Annotated in this window: 14 protein-coding genes; 7 read left to right on the forward strand and 7 right to left on the reverse strand. The window is 73.3% G+C overall.

The genetic code is table 11. From position 1 onward, the window contains the following. Positions 1–200: 200 nt before the first annotated feature. The 5 genes from ureG to AB0D67_RS00840 all read right to left on the reverse strand — a co-directional run bounded on the left by ureG (position 201) and on the right by AB0D67_RS00840 (position 4,336). Positions 201–938 (reverse strand): urease accessory protein UreG, encoded by a 738-nt coding sequence (gene ureG, locus AB0D67_RS00820; RefSeq protein WP_362928743.1) that lies wholly within the window; start codon positions 936–938, stop codon positions 201–203. Between the two features lie 151 nt (positions 939–1,089). Beyond that, positions 1,090–1,965, reverse strand: coding sequence for an urease accessory UreF family protein (locus tag AB0D67_RS00825; RefSeq protein WP_362928369.1), 876 nt, complete (start codon positions 1,963–1,965; stop codon positions 1,090–1,092). 7 nt (positions 1,966–1,972) lie between these two features. Then, a complete protein-coding gene (locus AB0D67_RS00830; RefSeq protein WP_362928371.1) occupies positions 1,973–3,688 on the reverse strand; it encodes an urease subunit alpha in 1,716 nt (571 codons plus the stop codon). Beyond that, complete coding sequence (locus AB0D67_RS00835; protein ID WP_362928745.1) at positions 3,678–4,022, reverse strand: urease subunit beta; 345 nt, start codon at positions 4,020–4,022, stop codon at positions 3,678–3,680. The genes AB0D67_RS00830 and AB0D67_RS00835 overlap by 11 nt, the downstream gene beginning before the upstream one ends. Before the next feature lie 11 nt (positions 4,023–4,033). Further along, positions 4,034–4,336 carry an urease subunit gamma gene (locus tag AB0D67_RS00840; protein WP_362928373.1) on the reverse strand — a complete coding sequence of 101 codons (303 nt, stop codon included), beginning with the start codon at positions 4,334–4,336 and terminating at the stop codon, positions 4,034–4,036. Between the two features lie 205 nt (positions 4,337–4,541). Between AB0D67_RS00840 and urtA the strand changes: the two genes are divergently transcribed. From urtA to urtE, 5 genes are all read left to right on the forward strand, one after another. Next, entirely contained in the window at positions 4,542–5,783 is a 1,242-nt protein-coding gene (urtA, locus tag AB0D67_RS00845; RefSeq protein ID WP_362928375.1) for an urea ABC transporter substrate-binding protein, read from the forward strand. Positions 5,784–5,945: 162 nt separating this feature from the next. Next, positions 5,946–6,812 carry an urea ABC transporter permease subunit UrtB gene (urtB, locus tag AB0D67_RS00850; protein WP_362928377.1) on the forward strand — a complete coding sequence of 289 codons (867 nt, stop codon included), beginning with the start codon at positions 5,946–5,948 and terminating at the stop codon, positions 6,810–6,812. A gap of 114 nt (positions 6,813–6,926) precedes the next feature. Further along, a complete protein-coding gene (urtC, locus tag AB0D67_RS00855) occupies positions 6,927–7,991 on the forward strand; it encodes an urea ABC transporter permease subunit UrtC (protein ID WP_362928379.1) in 1,065 nt (354 codons plus the stop codon). Between the two features lie 76 nt (positions 7,992–8,067). Further along, positions 8,068–8,928 carry an urea ABC transporter ATP-binding protein UrtD gene (urtD, locus tag AB0D67_RS00860; protein ID WP_362928381.1) on the forward strand — a complete coding sequence of 287 codons (861 nt, stop codon included), beginning with the start codon at positions 8,068–8,070 and terminating at the stop codon, positions 8,926–8,928. Then, on the forward strand, positions 8,906–9,595 hold the full coding sequence (gene urtE, locus AB0D67_RS00865; RefSeq protein ID WP_362928383.1) for an urea ABC transporter ATP-binding subunit UrtE: 690 nt from the start codon (positions 8,906–8,908) through the stop codon (positions 9,593–9,595). The genes urtD and urtE overlap by 23 nt, the downstream gene beginning before the upstream one ends. Positions 9,596–9,739: 144 nt before the next feature. Here urtE and AB0D67_RS00870 read toward each other — a convergent pair whose 3' ends face one another. Next, positions 9,740–11,776: a serine/threonine-protein kinase gene (locus tag AB0D67_RS00870; RefSeq protein ID WP_362928385.1), complete on the reverse strand. Its 2,037-nt coding sequence runs from the start codon at positions 11,774–11,776 to the stop codon at positions 9,740–9,742. Between the two features lie 297 nt (positions 11,777–12,073). Between AB0D67_RS00870 and AB0D67_RS00875 the strand changes: the two genes are divergently transcribed. Both AB0D67_RS00875 and AB0D67_RS00880 read left to right on the forward strand, forming a co-directional pair. Continuing rightward, positions 12,074–13,225, forward strand: coding sequence for a transporter substrate-binding domain-containing protein (locus AB0D67_RS00875; RefSeq protein ID WP_362928387.1), 1,152 nt, complete (start codon positions 12,074–12,076; stop codon positions 13,223–13,225). Next, a complete protein-coding gene (locus AB0D67_RS00880; protein ID WP_362928389.1) occupies positions 13,210–14,247 on the forward strand; it encodes a hypothetical protein in 1,038 nt (345 codons plus the stop codon). Before AB0D67_RS00875 ends, AB0D67_RS00880 begins: the two co-directional genes overlap by 16 nt. 34 nt (positions 14,248–14,281) lie before the next feature. Here AB0D67_RS00880 and AB0D67_RS00885 read toward each other — a convergent pair whose 3' ends face one another. Next, positions 14,282–14,527, reverse strand: a complete 246-nt coding sequence (locus AB0D67_RS00885; RefSeq protein WP_362928391.1) for a DUF2630 family protein — start codon at positions 14,525–14,527, stop codon at positions 14,282–14,284. Positions 14,528–14,643 lie beyond the last annotated feature (116 nt).

The raw sequence follows: 14,643 nt of genomic DNA on the forward strand, positions 1-14,643 counted from the left end.
GGAGGGGCGGTGCCCGTCCGTGCGGCGAGGATCGGCGGGAAAGGCGGAGGAGGGGCGGTGCCCGTCCGTGCGGCGAGGATCGGCGGGAAAGGCGGAGGAGGGGTGGTCCCCTTCCGTGCGGCGAGGGTAAGCGGGAGACGCGGAGGAGGGGCGGTCTCCGGGAGGCCGGGCCGCCTCCGCGCGATCAGGCGCGGGCGCGGTCATGCTCGCCGGGCGAGGTCGTGCCCATGCTCGTCGGCGTGGCCGTGCTCGTGGCCGTGCTCGTGGCCGTGGGTGCGGCCGTGCTCGTGGGCCCAGGCATGGACGAGGCCGGAGACCCACTCGGCGACCGCGGGTGCGTCCGGCTCCTCCCGGATCGAAGTGAACAGCACCGGCCTTCCGTCCCGCACGGCCGCCGCGTCCCGGTCCATCACCCTGAGGTCCGCGCCCACCATCGGCGCCAGGTCGGTCTTGTTGATCACGAGCAGGTCCGCGGTGGTCACGCCGGGGCCGCCCTTGCGCGGGACCTTGTCGCCCCCCGAAACGTCCAGCACGAAGATCTGCCGGTCGGCCAGACCCCGGCTGAAGGTGGCGGTGAGGTTGTCCCCGCCGCTCTCCACGATCACCAGGTCGAGCGGGCCGAACCGTTCCTCCAGTGACTCCACCGCGTCGAGGTTGGCGGCGATGTCGTCACGGATGGCGGTGTGCGGGCAGCAGCCGGTCTGCACGGCGGCGATCCTCGCCGGGTCGAGCACCCCCGCCGCGCGGAGGAAGTCGGCGTCCTCGGTGGTGTAGATGTCGTTGGTGACCACCCCGAGGCGGAGCGCCGGGCCCAGCGTCCGGCACAGCGCCGCGGTCAGCGCGGTCTTCCCGCTGCCGACGGGGCCACCGATGCCCAGTCGCAGCGCCCGCCCGCGCGGATCGGCCGCCGGGTGGTGGTCGTCGTGGTCAGCGCCCATGAGGGTCACCGTCCTTCCTTCCCTGGTGATCTTTTCCGGTGGTCTGTCGCGGTGGTCTTTCCCGGCGGCCTTCCCCGATGGGCGGCGGTGCCGTCCGGTGTTCCGTCCGTCCGGTGTTCCGTCCGGGGCGCCCGTCAGGACGCCCCGGACGTCAGGAGACGAACATCCTCGGCTCGGCGCGGACGTGCCGTTCGGCGAGCAGGTCGAGCGCGGGCGCGGCGGGCGCGGGCAGCCGTTCCCAGGGGTCCGGCGCCCCGGCCTCCCCGGCGGATCCCGAGCCCGGTGTTCCGGGACTCCCGTCCGGTCCCGGGGCCGGCGCGCCGATTCTCCCGTCCGGTCCTGAGCCCGGTGCTCCGGCCTCTTCGCCGGATCCCGAGGCCGGCGGGCCCGCCAGGTGCGCGGCGGAGCCGGTGGCGATCCGTTCCAGGTCGGGGGCGAGGGCGGCGAGGAGCCGGTGGACCGGGACCGGGTCGAGGCCGAGGAGCCTGACCGCCGCGGTGGCGGGGCCGGTGACCGCGGTGTAGGCCGCCGCGAGCGCCGCCTCCGCCGGGGAGCATCCCGCGGCGGCGGCCACCGCGCCGAGTGCGACCGCGTGGTGCGCGCCAGCGGGCGCGGCCCGCGCCAGGTCGTCCAGGATCGGCGACGGCCAGATCCGCCGGGCGCTCCGCAACAGCAGTCTGCCCTGCGTACGGCTCGCCTCCCGCTGCGCGGGCGACGACGTCCGCGCGTCGGCCTCGGCGTCCAGGCGCTCCCACGCGGAGGCCGGGGGCTCCCATCCGGCGTCCGGACGCTTCCACTCCGCGTCCGTCGCCGGGCCGGCCTCGCGGGACGCGGCGAGGTCGCAGGCCGCGGCGGCGAGACCGGCCGCCACCGTCCCGGCGGTGGCCAGCCGTCCCCGCAGGAACGCGGCCAGGCTCGTGAGATCGCGGACCGCCCCGGCGCGGATCGCCTCCTCGGCGCCCCCCGAGTGCGCGTGCCCTCCAGCGGGCAGCCGGGAGTCGGCCAGCAGCAGCAGCGCGGCGTTCACGCGACGCTCAGAAGAGGAAGTAGCGCTGGGTCATGGGCAGGGTCTCGGCCGGGGCGGGCTCGACCGTCTCGCCGTCCACCCGCACGGTGAAGGTGTCGGGATCCACCTCGATCTCGGGGGTGGCGTCGTTGAGGGGCATGCTCTCCTTGCCCCGGCGGCGGACGTCGGCCACCGGCACCAGGCGCCGCCGTACGGCCAGCCGGTCGGCCAGGCCGTCCTCGATCGCGAGCGGGGCGACGAAGTGGACCGACGTGGCGGCGGCGGTGACCGGGACGGCGCCGAACATCGGACGCGGCAGCACCGGCTGCGGGGTCGGGATCGAGGCGTTGGCGTCGCCCATCTGGGCATGGGCGATGACGCCGCCCTTGAGCACCAGGTCCGGTTTGACCCCGAAGAAGGCAGGCTGCCACAGCACCAGGTCCGCCAGCTTGCCGGGCTCGACCGAGCCGACCTCCCCGTCCAGGCCGTGCGCCACCGCCGGGCAGATCGTGTACTTGGCGACGTAGCGCCGGGCGCGGAGGTTGTCCGCCGGTCCGTCGCCCGGCAGCGCGCCGCGCCGCCGCTTCATCACGTGCGCGGTCTGCCAGGTCCGGATGATCGTCTCGCCCACCCGGCCCATCGCCTGGGAGTCCGAGCCGATCATCGAGATCGCCCCCAGGTCGTGCAGCACGTCCTCGGCGGCCATGGTGGCCGGCCGGATCCGCGACTCGGCGAACGCCAGGTCCTCCGGGACCGAGGGGTTCAGGTGGTGGCAGACCATCAGCATGTCGAGGTGCTCGTCCAGCGTGTTGACGGTGTGCGGACGGGTCGGGTTGGTCGAGGAGGGCAGGACGTTGCGGTGCGAGGCGACCCGGATGATGTCCGGAGCGTGGCCGCCGCCGGCGCCCTCGGTGTGGTAGGCGTGGACGGCCCGGCCGCCGATCGCCCTCAGCGTCGACTCCACGAACCCCGCCTCGTTGAGGGTGTCGGTGTGCAGCGCCACCTGCACCCCGGTGGCGTCGGCGACCGAAAGGCAGGCGTCGATGGCCGCGGGGGTGCTGCCCCAGTCCTCGTGCAGCTTGAACCCCGAGGCCCCGGCGCGGAGCTGCTCCAGCAGCCCTTCGGCGCCGGTCGTGTTGCCCTTGCCGAGCAGTGCGACGTTGACCGGGTGGGCATCGAGCGACTCCAGCATCCGGGCGAGATACCAGGTGCCGGTCACCGTGGTGGCCTTGGTGCCCTCGGCGGGGCCGGTGCCGCCGCCGACGATCGTGGTGACCCCGGCCGCCAGGGCCTCGTCGAGGATCTGCGGGCAGATCAGGTGGACGTGGGAGTCGACCGCCCCCGCGGTCACGATCTTCCCGTTGCCCGAGATGACCTCGGTGGACGGGCCGATCACCAGATCGGGGTGGACGCCGTCCATGGTGTCGGGGTTGCCGGCCTTGCCGAGCGCGACGATCCGGCCGTCCCGGACGCCGATGTCGGCCTTGACCACGCCCCAGTGGTCGAGCACGACCGCGCCGGTGATCACCAGGTCGGGGGCGCCCTCGGCGCGGGTGGTCCTGGCCTGGCCCATCGACTCCCGGACGACCTTGCCGCCGCCGAACACGGCCTCGTCGCCCGCGCCCGCCGGGCCCATGGCGAGGTCCTCGGTGACCTCGACGAACAGGTCGGTGTCGGCGAGCCTGATCCGGTCCCCGGCGGTGGGACCGTACAGCGCGGCGTAGCGGGACCGCTCAACGAACATCGGTGCTCCCGTCCATCCCGTCCATCCCGTCCAGGGGGCCCGCCCACTCCGGGCGCAGGCCGGGCACGATCCGGCGCCCGGCGATCGGCACCAGGGTCACGTCGCGCTCGACGCCGGGCTCGAAGCGCACCGCCGTGCCGGCCGGCACGTCCAGGCGGGTGCCCCAGGCCGCCCGCCGGTCGAACTCCAGGCCGGGGTTGGCGGCGGCGAAGTGGTAGTGCGACCCGACCTGGATCGGCCGGTCGGCGACGTTGACGACCCGGACGGTGACGCGCTCACGGCCGGGGTTGAGCGGCACGGGGGCCTCGCCGTACCGGATCTCGCCGGGGACCACGCGCTCCGCCGTCACGGGATCGGCCAATGGACGGTGACGAGCTTGGTGCCGTCGGGGAAGGTGGCCTCGACCTGCACCGACTCCAGCATCTCCGGCACGCCGTCCATGACGTCGCCCCGGGCGAGCACGGTGCGCCCCGCCTCCATCAGTTCGGCGACGGTCCGGCCGTCCCTGGCCCCCTCCATGAGGAAGGACGCGATGACGGCGGTCGCCTCCGGATGGTTCAGCCGGAGACCCCGGGCCTTCCGGTCCCGGGCGACACCGGCGGCGACATGGATGAGCAGGCGTTCCTGCTCGTGTGGTGTGAGCCGCATTGAACGGACCATAAGAACCGGCTGTTACCGAAGTGTTGCACGGTGATGTCCGGGTGGTTTCCGGTCCGGGCCGTCACGGGGGTGAAACCCCCGCAAAGCGCAATTAACATCCGCGATCTTCTCGGGAAACCTTACTCGCCCACCTTGTCGGCAGGTGGATCGGTGCGGGGCCGTACCGGTGGGAACCGGTGAGAGAGGAAGGCACTTGAGGAGAACAGCCTGGCGCTCCGGCGTCACCGCCGCCCTGCTGGCCGTCGCGCTCGCCGCGTGCGGCGGGGAGGCTCCGGCGGGCGAGAACGCCGCCTCCGCCGGCGGCGGCGCGGACGGCGACGGCATCAAGGTCGGCATCCTGCACTCGCTGAGCGGCACGATGGCCATCAGCGAGGTGACGGTCAAGGACGCCGAACTCCTCGCGGTCGAGGAGATCAACGTCTCAGGAGGGGTGCTCGGGAAGAAACTGGTCCCCGTGGTGGAGGACGGCGCCTCCGACTGGCCGACCTTCGCGGAGAAGGCCACCAAGCTCATCCGGCGCGACAGGGTCGCCGCCACCTTCGGCGGCTGGACCTCGGCGAGCCGCAAGGCGATGCTTCCCGTCTTCGAACGCAACAAGGCCCTGCTGTGGTATCCGGTGCAGTACGAGGGACTGGAGAGCTCGCCGTACATCTTCTACACCGGCGCCACCACCAACCAGCAGATCATCCCCGCGCTCGACTACCTGAAGGAGCAGGGGAAGAAGAAGCTCTTCCTGGTCGGCAGCGACTACGTCTTCCCGCGCACCGCCAACAAGATCATCAAGGCGTACGCGGCGGCCAACGGGATGCAGGTCCTCGGCGAGGAGTACACCCCGCTCGGGCACACCGAGTACGGCACGCTGACCAACAAGGTCGTCGAGGCCGCGCCGGACGCGGTCTTCAACACCCTCAACGGCGACAGCAACGTGGCGTTCTTCAAGCAGCTCGCCAGCGCCGGGGTCACCGCCGAGAAGATGCCCGTCCTGTCGGTGAGCGTCGCCGAGGAGGAGGTCAAGGGGATCGGCGTGGACAACATCGCGGGCCACCCGGTCGCCTGGAACTACTACCAGACCACCCAGGGACCGGCGAACGAGAAGTTCGTCGCCGCGTTCAAGGGCAGGTACGGCGCCGGCAAGGTCACCTCCGATCCGATGGAGGCAGGCTACAACGCGGTGTACCTGTGGGCCGAGGCGGTGAGGAAGGCCGGGACCACCGAGGTCGAGGCCGTGCGCAAGGCCGCGGGCGGCATCGCCCTGGAACGCCCCGAGGGCCTGGTCACCATCGACGGCGAGAACCAGCACATGTACAAGACCGCCCGGATCGGGGTGGTCCAGCCGGACGGCCTCATCAAGGAGGTCTGGAAGTCCGGCGAGCCGATCAAACCCGACCCCTACCTGAAGGGCTACCCCTGGGCGAGCGGCCTGGCCTCGGGCTGACGCGCACCCCGGGCCCGCCGGTCCGCCCCCGGAGCCACACCGGCCCGGCTGGCCGGCCGGGCCGCCCCCGACCGGCTCCGGAGCGCGGCGGTGAACGACCCGCGGCAAGAACCGCGGCGCCGCCGCGCTCCGGAGCCAGACCCCTCGCGGAAAGGGACGAAGGTGGAGGCGTTTCTCAACCAGCTGCCGATCGGTCTGTCGATCGGCGCGGTGCTGCTCCTCATCGCCGTCGGGCTGACGTTCACGTTCGGCCAGATGGGCGTGATCAACATGGCCCACGGAGAGTTCATCATGGCCGGGGCGTACACGGCCTACCTGCTCCAGGGCGTCGCCGGCCGCGACGCGGTGGTCGTGGCGCTGCCCGTCGCCTTCCTGGTCGCTGGGCTCATGGGGCTCCTGCTGGAGTGGGCCGCGATCCGGCACTTCTACGGCCGGCCGCTGGACACCCTGCTGCTCACCTGGGGCGTCAGCCTGGTGCTCCAGCAACTCGCCCGCGACCTGTTCGGGGCGCCCAACGTCCAGGTCCAGGCGCCGGACTGGCTGCGCGGCGGGCTCGGCACGCTGCCGTACAACCGGCTGTTCATCCTCGCCCTGGCGGTACTCACCGTCGTCGCCGTCTGGGCCTACATGAACCGCACCGGCCAGGGACGGCGGATGCGGGCCGTGATGCAGAACCGGCGGCTCGCCGCGACCAGCGGCATCGACACCGGCCGGGTGGACCGGCGGACCTTCTTCATCGGCTCCGGCCTCGCCGGGGTCGCCGGGGTCGCCCTCACCCTGATCGGCCCGGTCGGACCGGCCCTCGGCACCTACTACATCGTCGACGCCTTCCTGGTCGTCGTCGCGGGCGGCCTCGGGCGGCTCCGCGGCGCCGTGATCGCCGCCGCCGGGCTCGGCCTGCTCAACTCCTACGCCGAGTTCTGGACCGACGCCAGCCTGGCCAAGGTCATCGTGTTCGCCGCGATCGTCGCATTCCTGCAGTTCCGGCCGCAGGGCCTGTTCGTCACCCGATCGAGGGCATTGGTCTGAATGAACCTCAACCATCCGGAAACGCCGGAAACATCGGAAACAGCGGAAATACCGAAGACCCTGAAAACACTGAAAGGGCTGAAAACGCTGAAAGGCCCCGGCGTCTTCGCGGCCATGGCCGTGCTCGCGCTGGTCGCCGCCCCCCTCCTGCTGGAGCCCTTCCGTCTCGGCCTGCTGGCCAAGTACCTGTGCCTGGCGATCGTCGCCCTGGGCATCGGCCTCGCCTGGGGCCAGGGCGGCATGCTGGCCCTCGGCCAGGGCGTGTTCTTCGGCCTCGGCGGCTACGCCATGGGCATGCACCTGAAACTCGCCGACGCCCGGGGCGAACTGCCCGACTTCATGGTGTGGAGCGGCGTCGAGCGACTGCCCGCGCTGTGGAGGCCGTTCGCGAACCCGGTGTTCGCGCTGACCGCCGCCGTGGCGGTCCCGACGCTGATCGCCGCCGCGCTGGGCCTTCTGGTGTTCCGGCAGCGGGTCCGGGGAGCCTACTTCGCGATCCTCACCCAGGCGCTCGCCGCCGCGTTCGCCATCCTCCTCGTCGGGCGGCAGGGCCTGACCGGCGGGACCAACGGCCTGACCAACTTCTACGACCTGTTCGGCCTGGACCTGGCGGACGACGCCGTCCAGCGCGGACTGTACCTCGTGGTCGCGCTCACGCTGGGCCTGCTCTATCTGGGCGCGCGGCAGCTGACCCGCAGCCGCTTCGGCCGCCTGCTCGTCGCGGTCCGCGACGGCGAGGACCGGGTCAGGTTCCTCGGCTACGACCCGGCCCTCGTCAAGACCGTCACCTTCGCGATCTCCGCGGGGATGGCCGGGCTGGCCGGCGCGCTGTTCGTGCCGGTCGTCGGGATCGTCTCCCCGGCGCTGCTGGGCGTGGTCCCCTCGCTGGAACTGGTCGTCGCGGTGGCGGTGGGCGGCCGGTTCACCCTGGCCGGGGCGGTCGCCGGGGCGGTCGTCATGGGATACGCCAAGACCGCGTTCAGCGAGGAGTTCGCCGGCGGCTGGCTGTACCTGCAGGGCGCCCTGTTCATCCTCGTGATGACCCTCGCGCCGCGGGGCGTCCTCGGACTGGCCGCGACGGCCCGGGACGCGCTCGCCCGCAGGCGTGCCCGCCGTACCGAGGCGAGCCCCCGGCCGGGCGGGCCCGGCGCCGGCCGCGTCATGGAGGAGGCCGCGTGACGTCCTCTCCGCGCCGGCGGGAACCGTCCGGCGGGAACCGTTCAGCGGGACGGTTCGGCGAGAACCGGAGGAAGCGATGAACCCGTCCGGCCCCCGGGCAGGCCTCCCGGAGGAAGCGACGAGCCCGCCCGGCTCCCAGGCAGGCGTTGACCCGTCCGGCCCCGGGACGGGCGTTCCGGAGGACCCGATCATCGAGATCCGCGGCCTGTCGGTCGTCTTCGACGGCTTCCGCGCCGTCGACGGCGTCGACCTGACCGTCGGGCGGGGGGAGCTGCGGTTCCTCATCGGGCCCAACGGCGCGGGCAAGACGACGCTCGTGGACGCCGTCACCGGCCTCACCCGCCCCACCGCCGGGGAGATCAGGTTCGCCGGCCGCGACCTGGCGGGTCTGCGCGAGCACCGGATCGTACGGCTCGGCGTCGGGCGGACCTTCCAGACCTCCGTGGTCTTCGAGGAGCTCACGGTGCTGGAGAACCTCGACCTGGCCGCGTCGTTCCGACGTACGCCGTGGTCGCTGCTCCGGCGTCGGCGCGGCGTCGGCGAGGCCGTCGCCGAGGCGCTGGAGACGACGGGCCTGGGCCCGATGGCGGAGCGGCCCGCCGGGGTGCTCTCCCACGGGCAGCGGCAGTGGCTGGAGATCGGCATGCTGCTCGCGCAGCGGCCCCGGCTGCTCCTGCTGGACGAACCGGTCGCCGGCATGTCGCAGGGCGAGCGCGAGCGCACCGGCGAGCTGCTGACGTCGATCGCCCGCGAGCGCACGGTGGTCGTCATCGAACACGACATGGAGTTCCTGCGCAGGTACGCCTCGCGGGTCACGGTCCTGCACGAGGGCCGGGTCCTGGTCGAGGGGCCCGTGGAGCAGGTCCGCGAGGACCCCCGGGTGCAGGAGGTCTACCTCGGGAGGAGGAGCGGCGATGCTGTCGGTACGGGATCTTGACGCCGGGTACGGCAGGGCCCGGGTGCTGTCCGGGATCGGCCTGGAGGTGGAGCCCGGGACGCTCGTCTGCGTGATGGGCCGCAACGGCGTCGGCAAGACCACCCTGCTCGACACCGTGATGGGCGTGCTCCCGGCCACCGCCGGATCGGTCGTCTTCGACGGGCGCGACGTGACCCGTCTCGCGCCCCACGAACGGGTACGGCTCGGCATGGGCTACGTCTCCCAGGGGCACGCGACGTTCCCCCAGCTCAGCGTGCTCGGCAACCTGCAGGTCGCCCTGGAGGCGGCCGGCGGGCCGAAGGAGGCGCTGGAGGAGGCGCTGGAGGTCTTCCCCCGGCTCAAGCCCCTGCTGAAGCGCCACGCCGGGTTCCTGTCCGGCGGCCAGCAGCAGCAACTCGCCATCGCCCGCGCCCTGGTCGCCCGCCCCAGGATGCTGATCCTGGACGAGCCCACCGAGGGCGTTCAGCCGTCCATCGTCATCGAGATCGAGGAGGCGATCGAGCGGCTGCACGCCTCGGGGCTCGCCGTACTGCTGGTGGAGCAGTACGTGGACCTGGCGCTGCGCCTGGCCGACCGCTTCCTGATCCTCGACGCCGGACGCGTCGTCCGCGCCGGCCCGGTCGCGGAGCTGCGGGACGAGGAGGTCCGGAGCCTGCTCGCGGTCTGACCCGGCCTCCCGCCCGGCGGCCGGACCGGCCGGGTCCGTACGGCCCGCCACGGGCGGACGCCTGAGAGCGGGCCGACAGGGGCCGGGACCGCACGGAGCCGGGAGCGTACGGAGCCGGGACCGTGCGGACCGGGAAGGCGTCCGTCAGGGGCGGGCCTCGAAGGAGTTGAACGCGACGTCCAGCCCGGGGCCGCCGCGCCGGCCCCGCGCGAAGACGCCGATGGAACCGGCGGTCGGCGGCCGGGCCCGGTCCACCTGGGAGACGACCTCCTTGCCGTTGACCCGCAGGCTCAGCGTGGTCCCGGTCGCGCCGCCGCGGCAGACCGCCTGCAGGACGGTGAGCCGTCCGGGACGCAGGCCGGGGACGCGCCGCACCGCCGACGGAGCCTTGCCGCTCCGGGTGATCGAGGCGGCGCCGTCACCGGTGAGCGCGAACTCGTAGCGCTCGGCCGTCCCCTTCCGGCCGCGGCAGAACACCCCGAAGTCTCCCTTGCCGGAGATCAGGCGCACCTTCACGGTGATGACGGTGTTCCGCAGCGAGGCGGTGACGGGGGCGGTGACCGGGAGGTCCGCACCGGCCCGGACGGTGAGCCGGTAGGCGCCGTGGTCCGGCCGGTGCTTCCCGGCGTTCCCCGCCGCCGTGCTGCTCCAGCCGCCGGCGGCGCCGAAGTCGTCCTGGAACGGCAGGGTGCGCGCGGTGGAAGGCCGGGCGGTGCGCTTCACGGGCGACGGGGACGGCGACGGCGACGCCGTCACGGGGGCGGGGGAGCCCGTGGGGGCGGGCCCGGCGCTCTCCGGGGCGCTGGGCCGGGCCTGCGACGCGACGTCGCCGGTCGCCGGGTCCCGGGGGAGGAGCCAGGCGACCCCGGCGATGACCCCGGCGAGGACCAGTCCCGCAACCGCGGGGATGAGATGCCGCCTGACCTGCCGCGCCGTGTCCGGAACCGCCTCATCGGCACGACGGGCCGCATCGGTACGGCGAGCCGTGCCCACGACGGCGGGGGTCGCGCCCGCGTACCCGGGGACGGCCGGTACGGCGGGCGGCGGGGCCTGTCCCGGAACCGCCGCGACGGGCGACGGGGCGGTTCCCGGACGGGGCACGGGCGGCAGGGCGGCCCCCGGACGGGGCGCGGGCGGGGGGACCGGCTCCGGAACGACCGGCGACCGGACCGGTGCGGGGCCCGCGGCGGGCGGGTCGGCGGGAGTCCCGGCGGACGGTTGGACGGCCGGTCCCTGACCGATCACGGCCGGTGCGGGCATCGGCCCACCGACCGGCGGAATCGGTGCGGGCGTCTGCCCACCGGCCGGCGGGATCGGCGCGGGGCCCGCGGCGGGCGGCCCGGCGGGGGCTCCGCCGGCGGCGGGCGGCCTGGGCGGGACCGGCGCGGCGGCCGGGTCGCTGACGCCCGTCAGGGCGCGGACGATGTCGCGCACGTCCGGGCGGCGGGCGGGATCCTCGGCGAGGGCGCTCGCCACGAGATCGCGCAGCGGGCCGTGCAGGCCGGTCAGGTCGGGCCGGAGGCGGACGGCCCTCGCGGTCTCCTCGGGGTCGCCGGCGTCGGCGTCGCCGTACGGTTCGTGCCCGGCACGGCCGTACGGATCACGTCCCGTCGCCGCGTACAGGACGGCCGCGCCCCAGGAGAACACGTCCGACGCGGCGGTGGCCGCCTCGCCGCGCGCCCGTTCCGGCGGCGCGACCTCGCCGGGGACGTCGCGGAGGGGGAGGCCGGCGAGACCGAAACCCCCCACCCTCGGCCCGAGGGGGCTCAGCAGGATGCCGGACGGCGTCAGCCGCCCGTGCGCGATGCCCGCGGCGTGGATCGCCTGCAGGGCGACGGCGACGGACACGGCCAGCGAGCCGAGGCCCGGCCCGGCCAGGGGGCCCTGGTCCCCGACCCGCTCACGCAGGGAGGGGCCTTCGACGTGCTCGGTGACGACGTAGGCGCGGTCACCGTCGAACCCCGCGGAGAGCACCGGGACGACGCAGCGCGGGGCGACCCGGGACGCGGCGCCCGTCTCCTGCTGGAACCGCCACCGGACGCCGGGATCGGCGGTCAGGGCCGGGTCGAGGACCTTGACCGCGACCTGCCGTCCACCGGGGTCGTGGGCGAGGAGGACCTCGCCGGCGGCGTCCTGCCCCAGCCTGCCGGTCACGCGGTACGGCCCGATGATGAGATCCATCCCGTCCAGCATCCCCCCAACGGGTTCACCCGGCAGGGGAATCGCCTCCTTAGCTGCGGTCGAAACGGGCAGAGCTCGTCCGTCGCCCGCCCCGGCCGAGGAAGCCGGGGAAAGCGGGAAGCCGCTCCTCTCGGGGGAGCGGAGGAGTCGTCCTCCGTTCCTGACATTCGGTACTGGATCTTAGGGGGTATTCCGGTCACTTCGCCGGGAAGCGGTTTGATCTCGTATTGATGAAGGGCCTCCTCACGGCCGGTGCCACGCCCTAGCCTGCCTAATGAGCAGGGGGTTCGTGGGATCATGACCGAAGAGCACGAGGGCGTGACGGCACCGTCCGGGAAGGCGGGTCTTTTCGCCGGGAAGCTGCGGCGCCCCGGCGAGAAGGCCGGCTCCGTGCCCGATCCCGGCTCCGTGCCCGATCCCGGCCCCGTGCCCGATCCCGTGCCCGACCCGGCCCCGCAGCCGGAGCCGCCACCGGTCAAGAGGTTCCGGATCTTCCGGCTCGTCGGCTGGGTCGCCCTGGTCATGGCCGCGGTCGTGGTCGGCACGTCCATCCTGCTGGCGAACGGGCCGCCCACCGAGGCGGAGCTGCGGGAGCGGGCCGGGCTGTTCAGCAAGGACCGGCTCCGGATCGGCGTGAAGTCTGACACTCCGGGCATCTCACTCCAGGAGAAGACGGGCAGGCGCGCCTTCAAGGGGTTCGACATCCAGATCGCCTACATGATCGCCGCCGACCTGGGCTTCTCACCGGACAAGATCGACTTCCTGTCCATCGAGACCGAGGACAGGGCGCGTATGCAGGCCAAGGACGACCAGGGCCGGTTCGTCAAGGTGGACCTGGTGGTCGCCACCTTCAGCGTGACGCCCGATCGGCGGAAGGACGCGGCCGTCGGATTCTCCACGCCCTACCTGTACACCGAGCAGTCCGTGGTGACGAGATCCGACTACCCGGGGAAGATCACCTCTCTGGTGGATCTTGAGGGGAAGCACGTCTGCACGCTCGGCACTTCCACCTCCGCGATCGAGCTGGAGAAGGCGACCGGGGCCAAGGCCACCGCCCGCAACCTGATCAGCGACTGCATCGCCGATCTGAAGGCGGGCAAGTTCGAGGCGGTGACCACCGACGCGGCGATCCTGGCCGGGTTCGTCGCGGAGTCCGGCGGGAAACTCGTCCACCACGACATCGCACTGGAGAAGACCGAGATGTGGGCGGTCAACACCGGCCCCAACAAGGCGCTGCGCGACCTGGTCGACCTCGCGCTCTACCGCTCCTACGCCGACCCTCAGGACCAGCGGTGGGAGCAGGCGTACCAGATGTACATCGACCCGCTGCTGGCGGCCAATCCCGGCATCAACGTCGCACAGGCGCAGCAGCCCTGTGCGCTGCCCCCGGCGGTGCGCAGGTGGCCGTGGGAGCGGACGCTTCCCGTCCAGGAGTGCTCGACCAGTTGATCGGCATCGGGCGGACCAAGCGCACGTCCAGAATCCACCCCAGGAACCAGGAGTGGCTGCTCGCGCTGCTCCCGGCCTTCCCCCTGGTCCTGCTCATCATGCGGCTGTGGTACGCCAGCCGTCAGGACACCCAGACCCTGCTCCTGCTGGTGCAGAACATCAGCCCGCTGGGCCTGCTCACCGCCGTGCTGCTGACGACCGTGTGGATCCTGCCGGTCCTCGTCCTGTGCGGGCGGATGCTCGGCGCCCTGTACTGGATCAGCACGAGGGACTGGAGCGGCGCGAACCGCTCCTCCTGGCTGCTGAACGCCACCGAGCGCCTGCCGGGCTGGGTGGTGGTGCTGGCGGTGGTGGTGGGCCTGGTCTCCTGGGAGCTGCGGTTCCTGCCGACGCTGGAGATGCTGGCGCTGGCCACCGCCGGGCTGACGGTGCGCGACCGCTTCCCCGGCAGGGAGAGACTGCGGGTGGTCGTGTGCTACGCCCTGCCCGTGGCGGCCGCCGTGCTCGTCTACGCCGCGCTGTGGCCCGCCATCGGCCAGGCGATCGCCGCGCGGGACACGACGACCTCGGTCCTGCTCATCCTGCCGCCGGGGATCGCGGGCCTGCTGACCGGTCCGGTGCCGCGGGTGCTCGCCCGGCTTCTCACCCACGGGCTCGCCGTCGTCGTGGCGGTCTTCGCGCCGTTCCTGGTGGGCGTGGTGGTGATGAAGGCGCCGATCCTGCCGCTGACGGCGTTCCAGATGAAGGCGGACAAGGGGCAGGACGCGCCGAGGGTGCTCGTGGGCTACCTGGTCGCCAGCGACGACCAGATGGTGACCGTACTGGGGGCCGACGGCGCGGTGAGCTTCATCCGCGGCGACCGGCTGGAGTCGAAGGTGCTCTGCCCCGACCCCGACCAGGCCCCCCGGACCTGGGTGAACCTGCACGGCTGGTACGTCGAGAAGAGCATGCTGTCGTGGCTGGCCCCGGCCCCGCCGGAGAGACCGGCCGACCCGCGTTGCCAGGGCCGCTCCGCGGACTGAGCGGCTCTTCGGGCACGGCTCCCGCTGACGGCTGCTACTGGCGGTAGCCCTCGACCTCGCCGACCGGGCGCGGCGCCGCCGAGTCGGGGTCCTCTCCGGCGTCCCGGCGCGCCCGGCGCTGCCGCAGCAGGTCCCATGCCTGGTCGAGGGCCTCCTCGACCTGCCGGACCCGGTTGTTCTCCTCGTACGAGGAGATCCCGCCGGAGGCCAGCCGCCGGCGCAGGTCGTGCTCCTCCTCGATGAGGTCGTGGATGTGGGCGAGGATGTCGGTGTCCTTCATGGGTCTCCCCGGTTCGGATTCGGCGGTAGCGTCAATCTAACCCGGCCGGTACGGCTCTGTCCTGAGCGGGGTTTCCTCGGCTGAGGATGTCGTCCCACACCCCCTGTGAACTGGGA

Source organism: Streptosporangium sp. NPDC048047 (assembly GCF_040653115.1).
Classification (GTDB): Bacteria; Actinomycetota; Actinomycetes; order Streptosporangiales; family Streptosporangiaceae; genus Streptosporangium.

What these genes read in the sequence shown, in the direction of transcription:
- ureG (WP_362928743.1), bottom strand. Translation starts at nt 938, where the DNA reads ATGGGCGCTGACCACGACGACCACCACCCGGCGGCCGATCCGCGCGGG.
- AB0D67_RS00830 (WP_362928371.1), bottom strand. Translation starts at nt 3,688, where the DNA reads ATGTTCGTTGAGCGGTCCCGCTACGCCGCGCTGTACGGTCCCACCGCC.
- AB0D67_RS00840 (WP_362928373.1), bottom strand. Translation starts at nt 4,336, where the DNA reads ATGCGGCTCACACCACACGAGCAGGAACGCCTGCTCATCCATGTCGCC.
- urtC (WP_362928379.1), top strand. Translation starts at nt 6,927, where the DNA reads ATGGCCGTGCTCGCGCTGGTCGCCGCCCCCCTCCTGCTGGAGCCCTTC.
- urtD (WP_362928381.1), top strand. Translation starts at nt 8,068, where the DNA reads ATGAACCCGTCCGGCCCCCGGGCAGGCCTCCCGGAGGAAGCGACGAGC.
- urtE (WP_362928383.1), top strand. Translation starts at nt 8,906, where the DNA reads ATGCTGTCGGTACGGGATCTTGACGCCGGGTACGGCAGGGCCCGGGTG.
- AB0D67_RS00870 (WP_362928385.1), bottom strand. Translation starts at nt 11,776, where the DNA reads ATGGATCTCATCATCGGGCCGTACCGCGTGACCGGCAGGCTGGGGCAG.
- AB0D67_RS00875 (WP_362928387.1), top strand. Translation starts at nt 12,074, where the DNA reads ATGACCGAAGAGCACGAGGGCGTGACGGCACCGTCCGGGAAGGCGGGT.
- AB0D67_RS00885 (WP_362928391.1), bottom strand. Translation starts at nt 14,527, where the DNA reads ATGAAGGACACCGACATCCTCGCCCACATCCACGACCTCATCGAGGAG.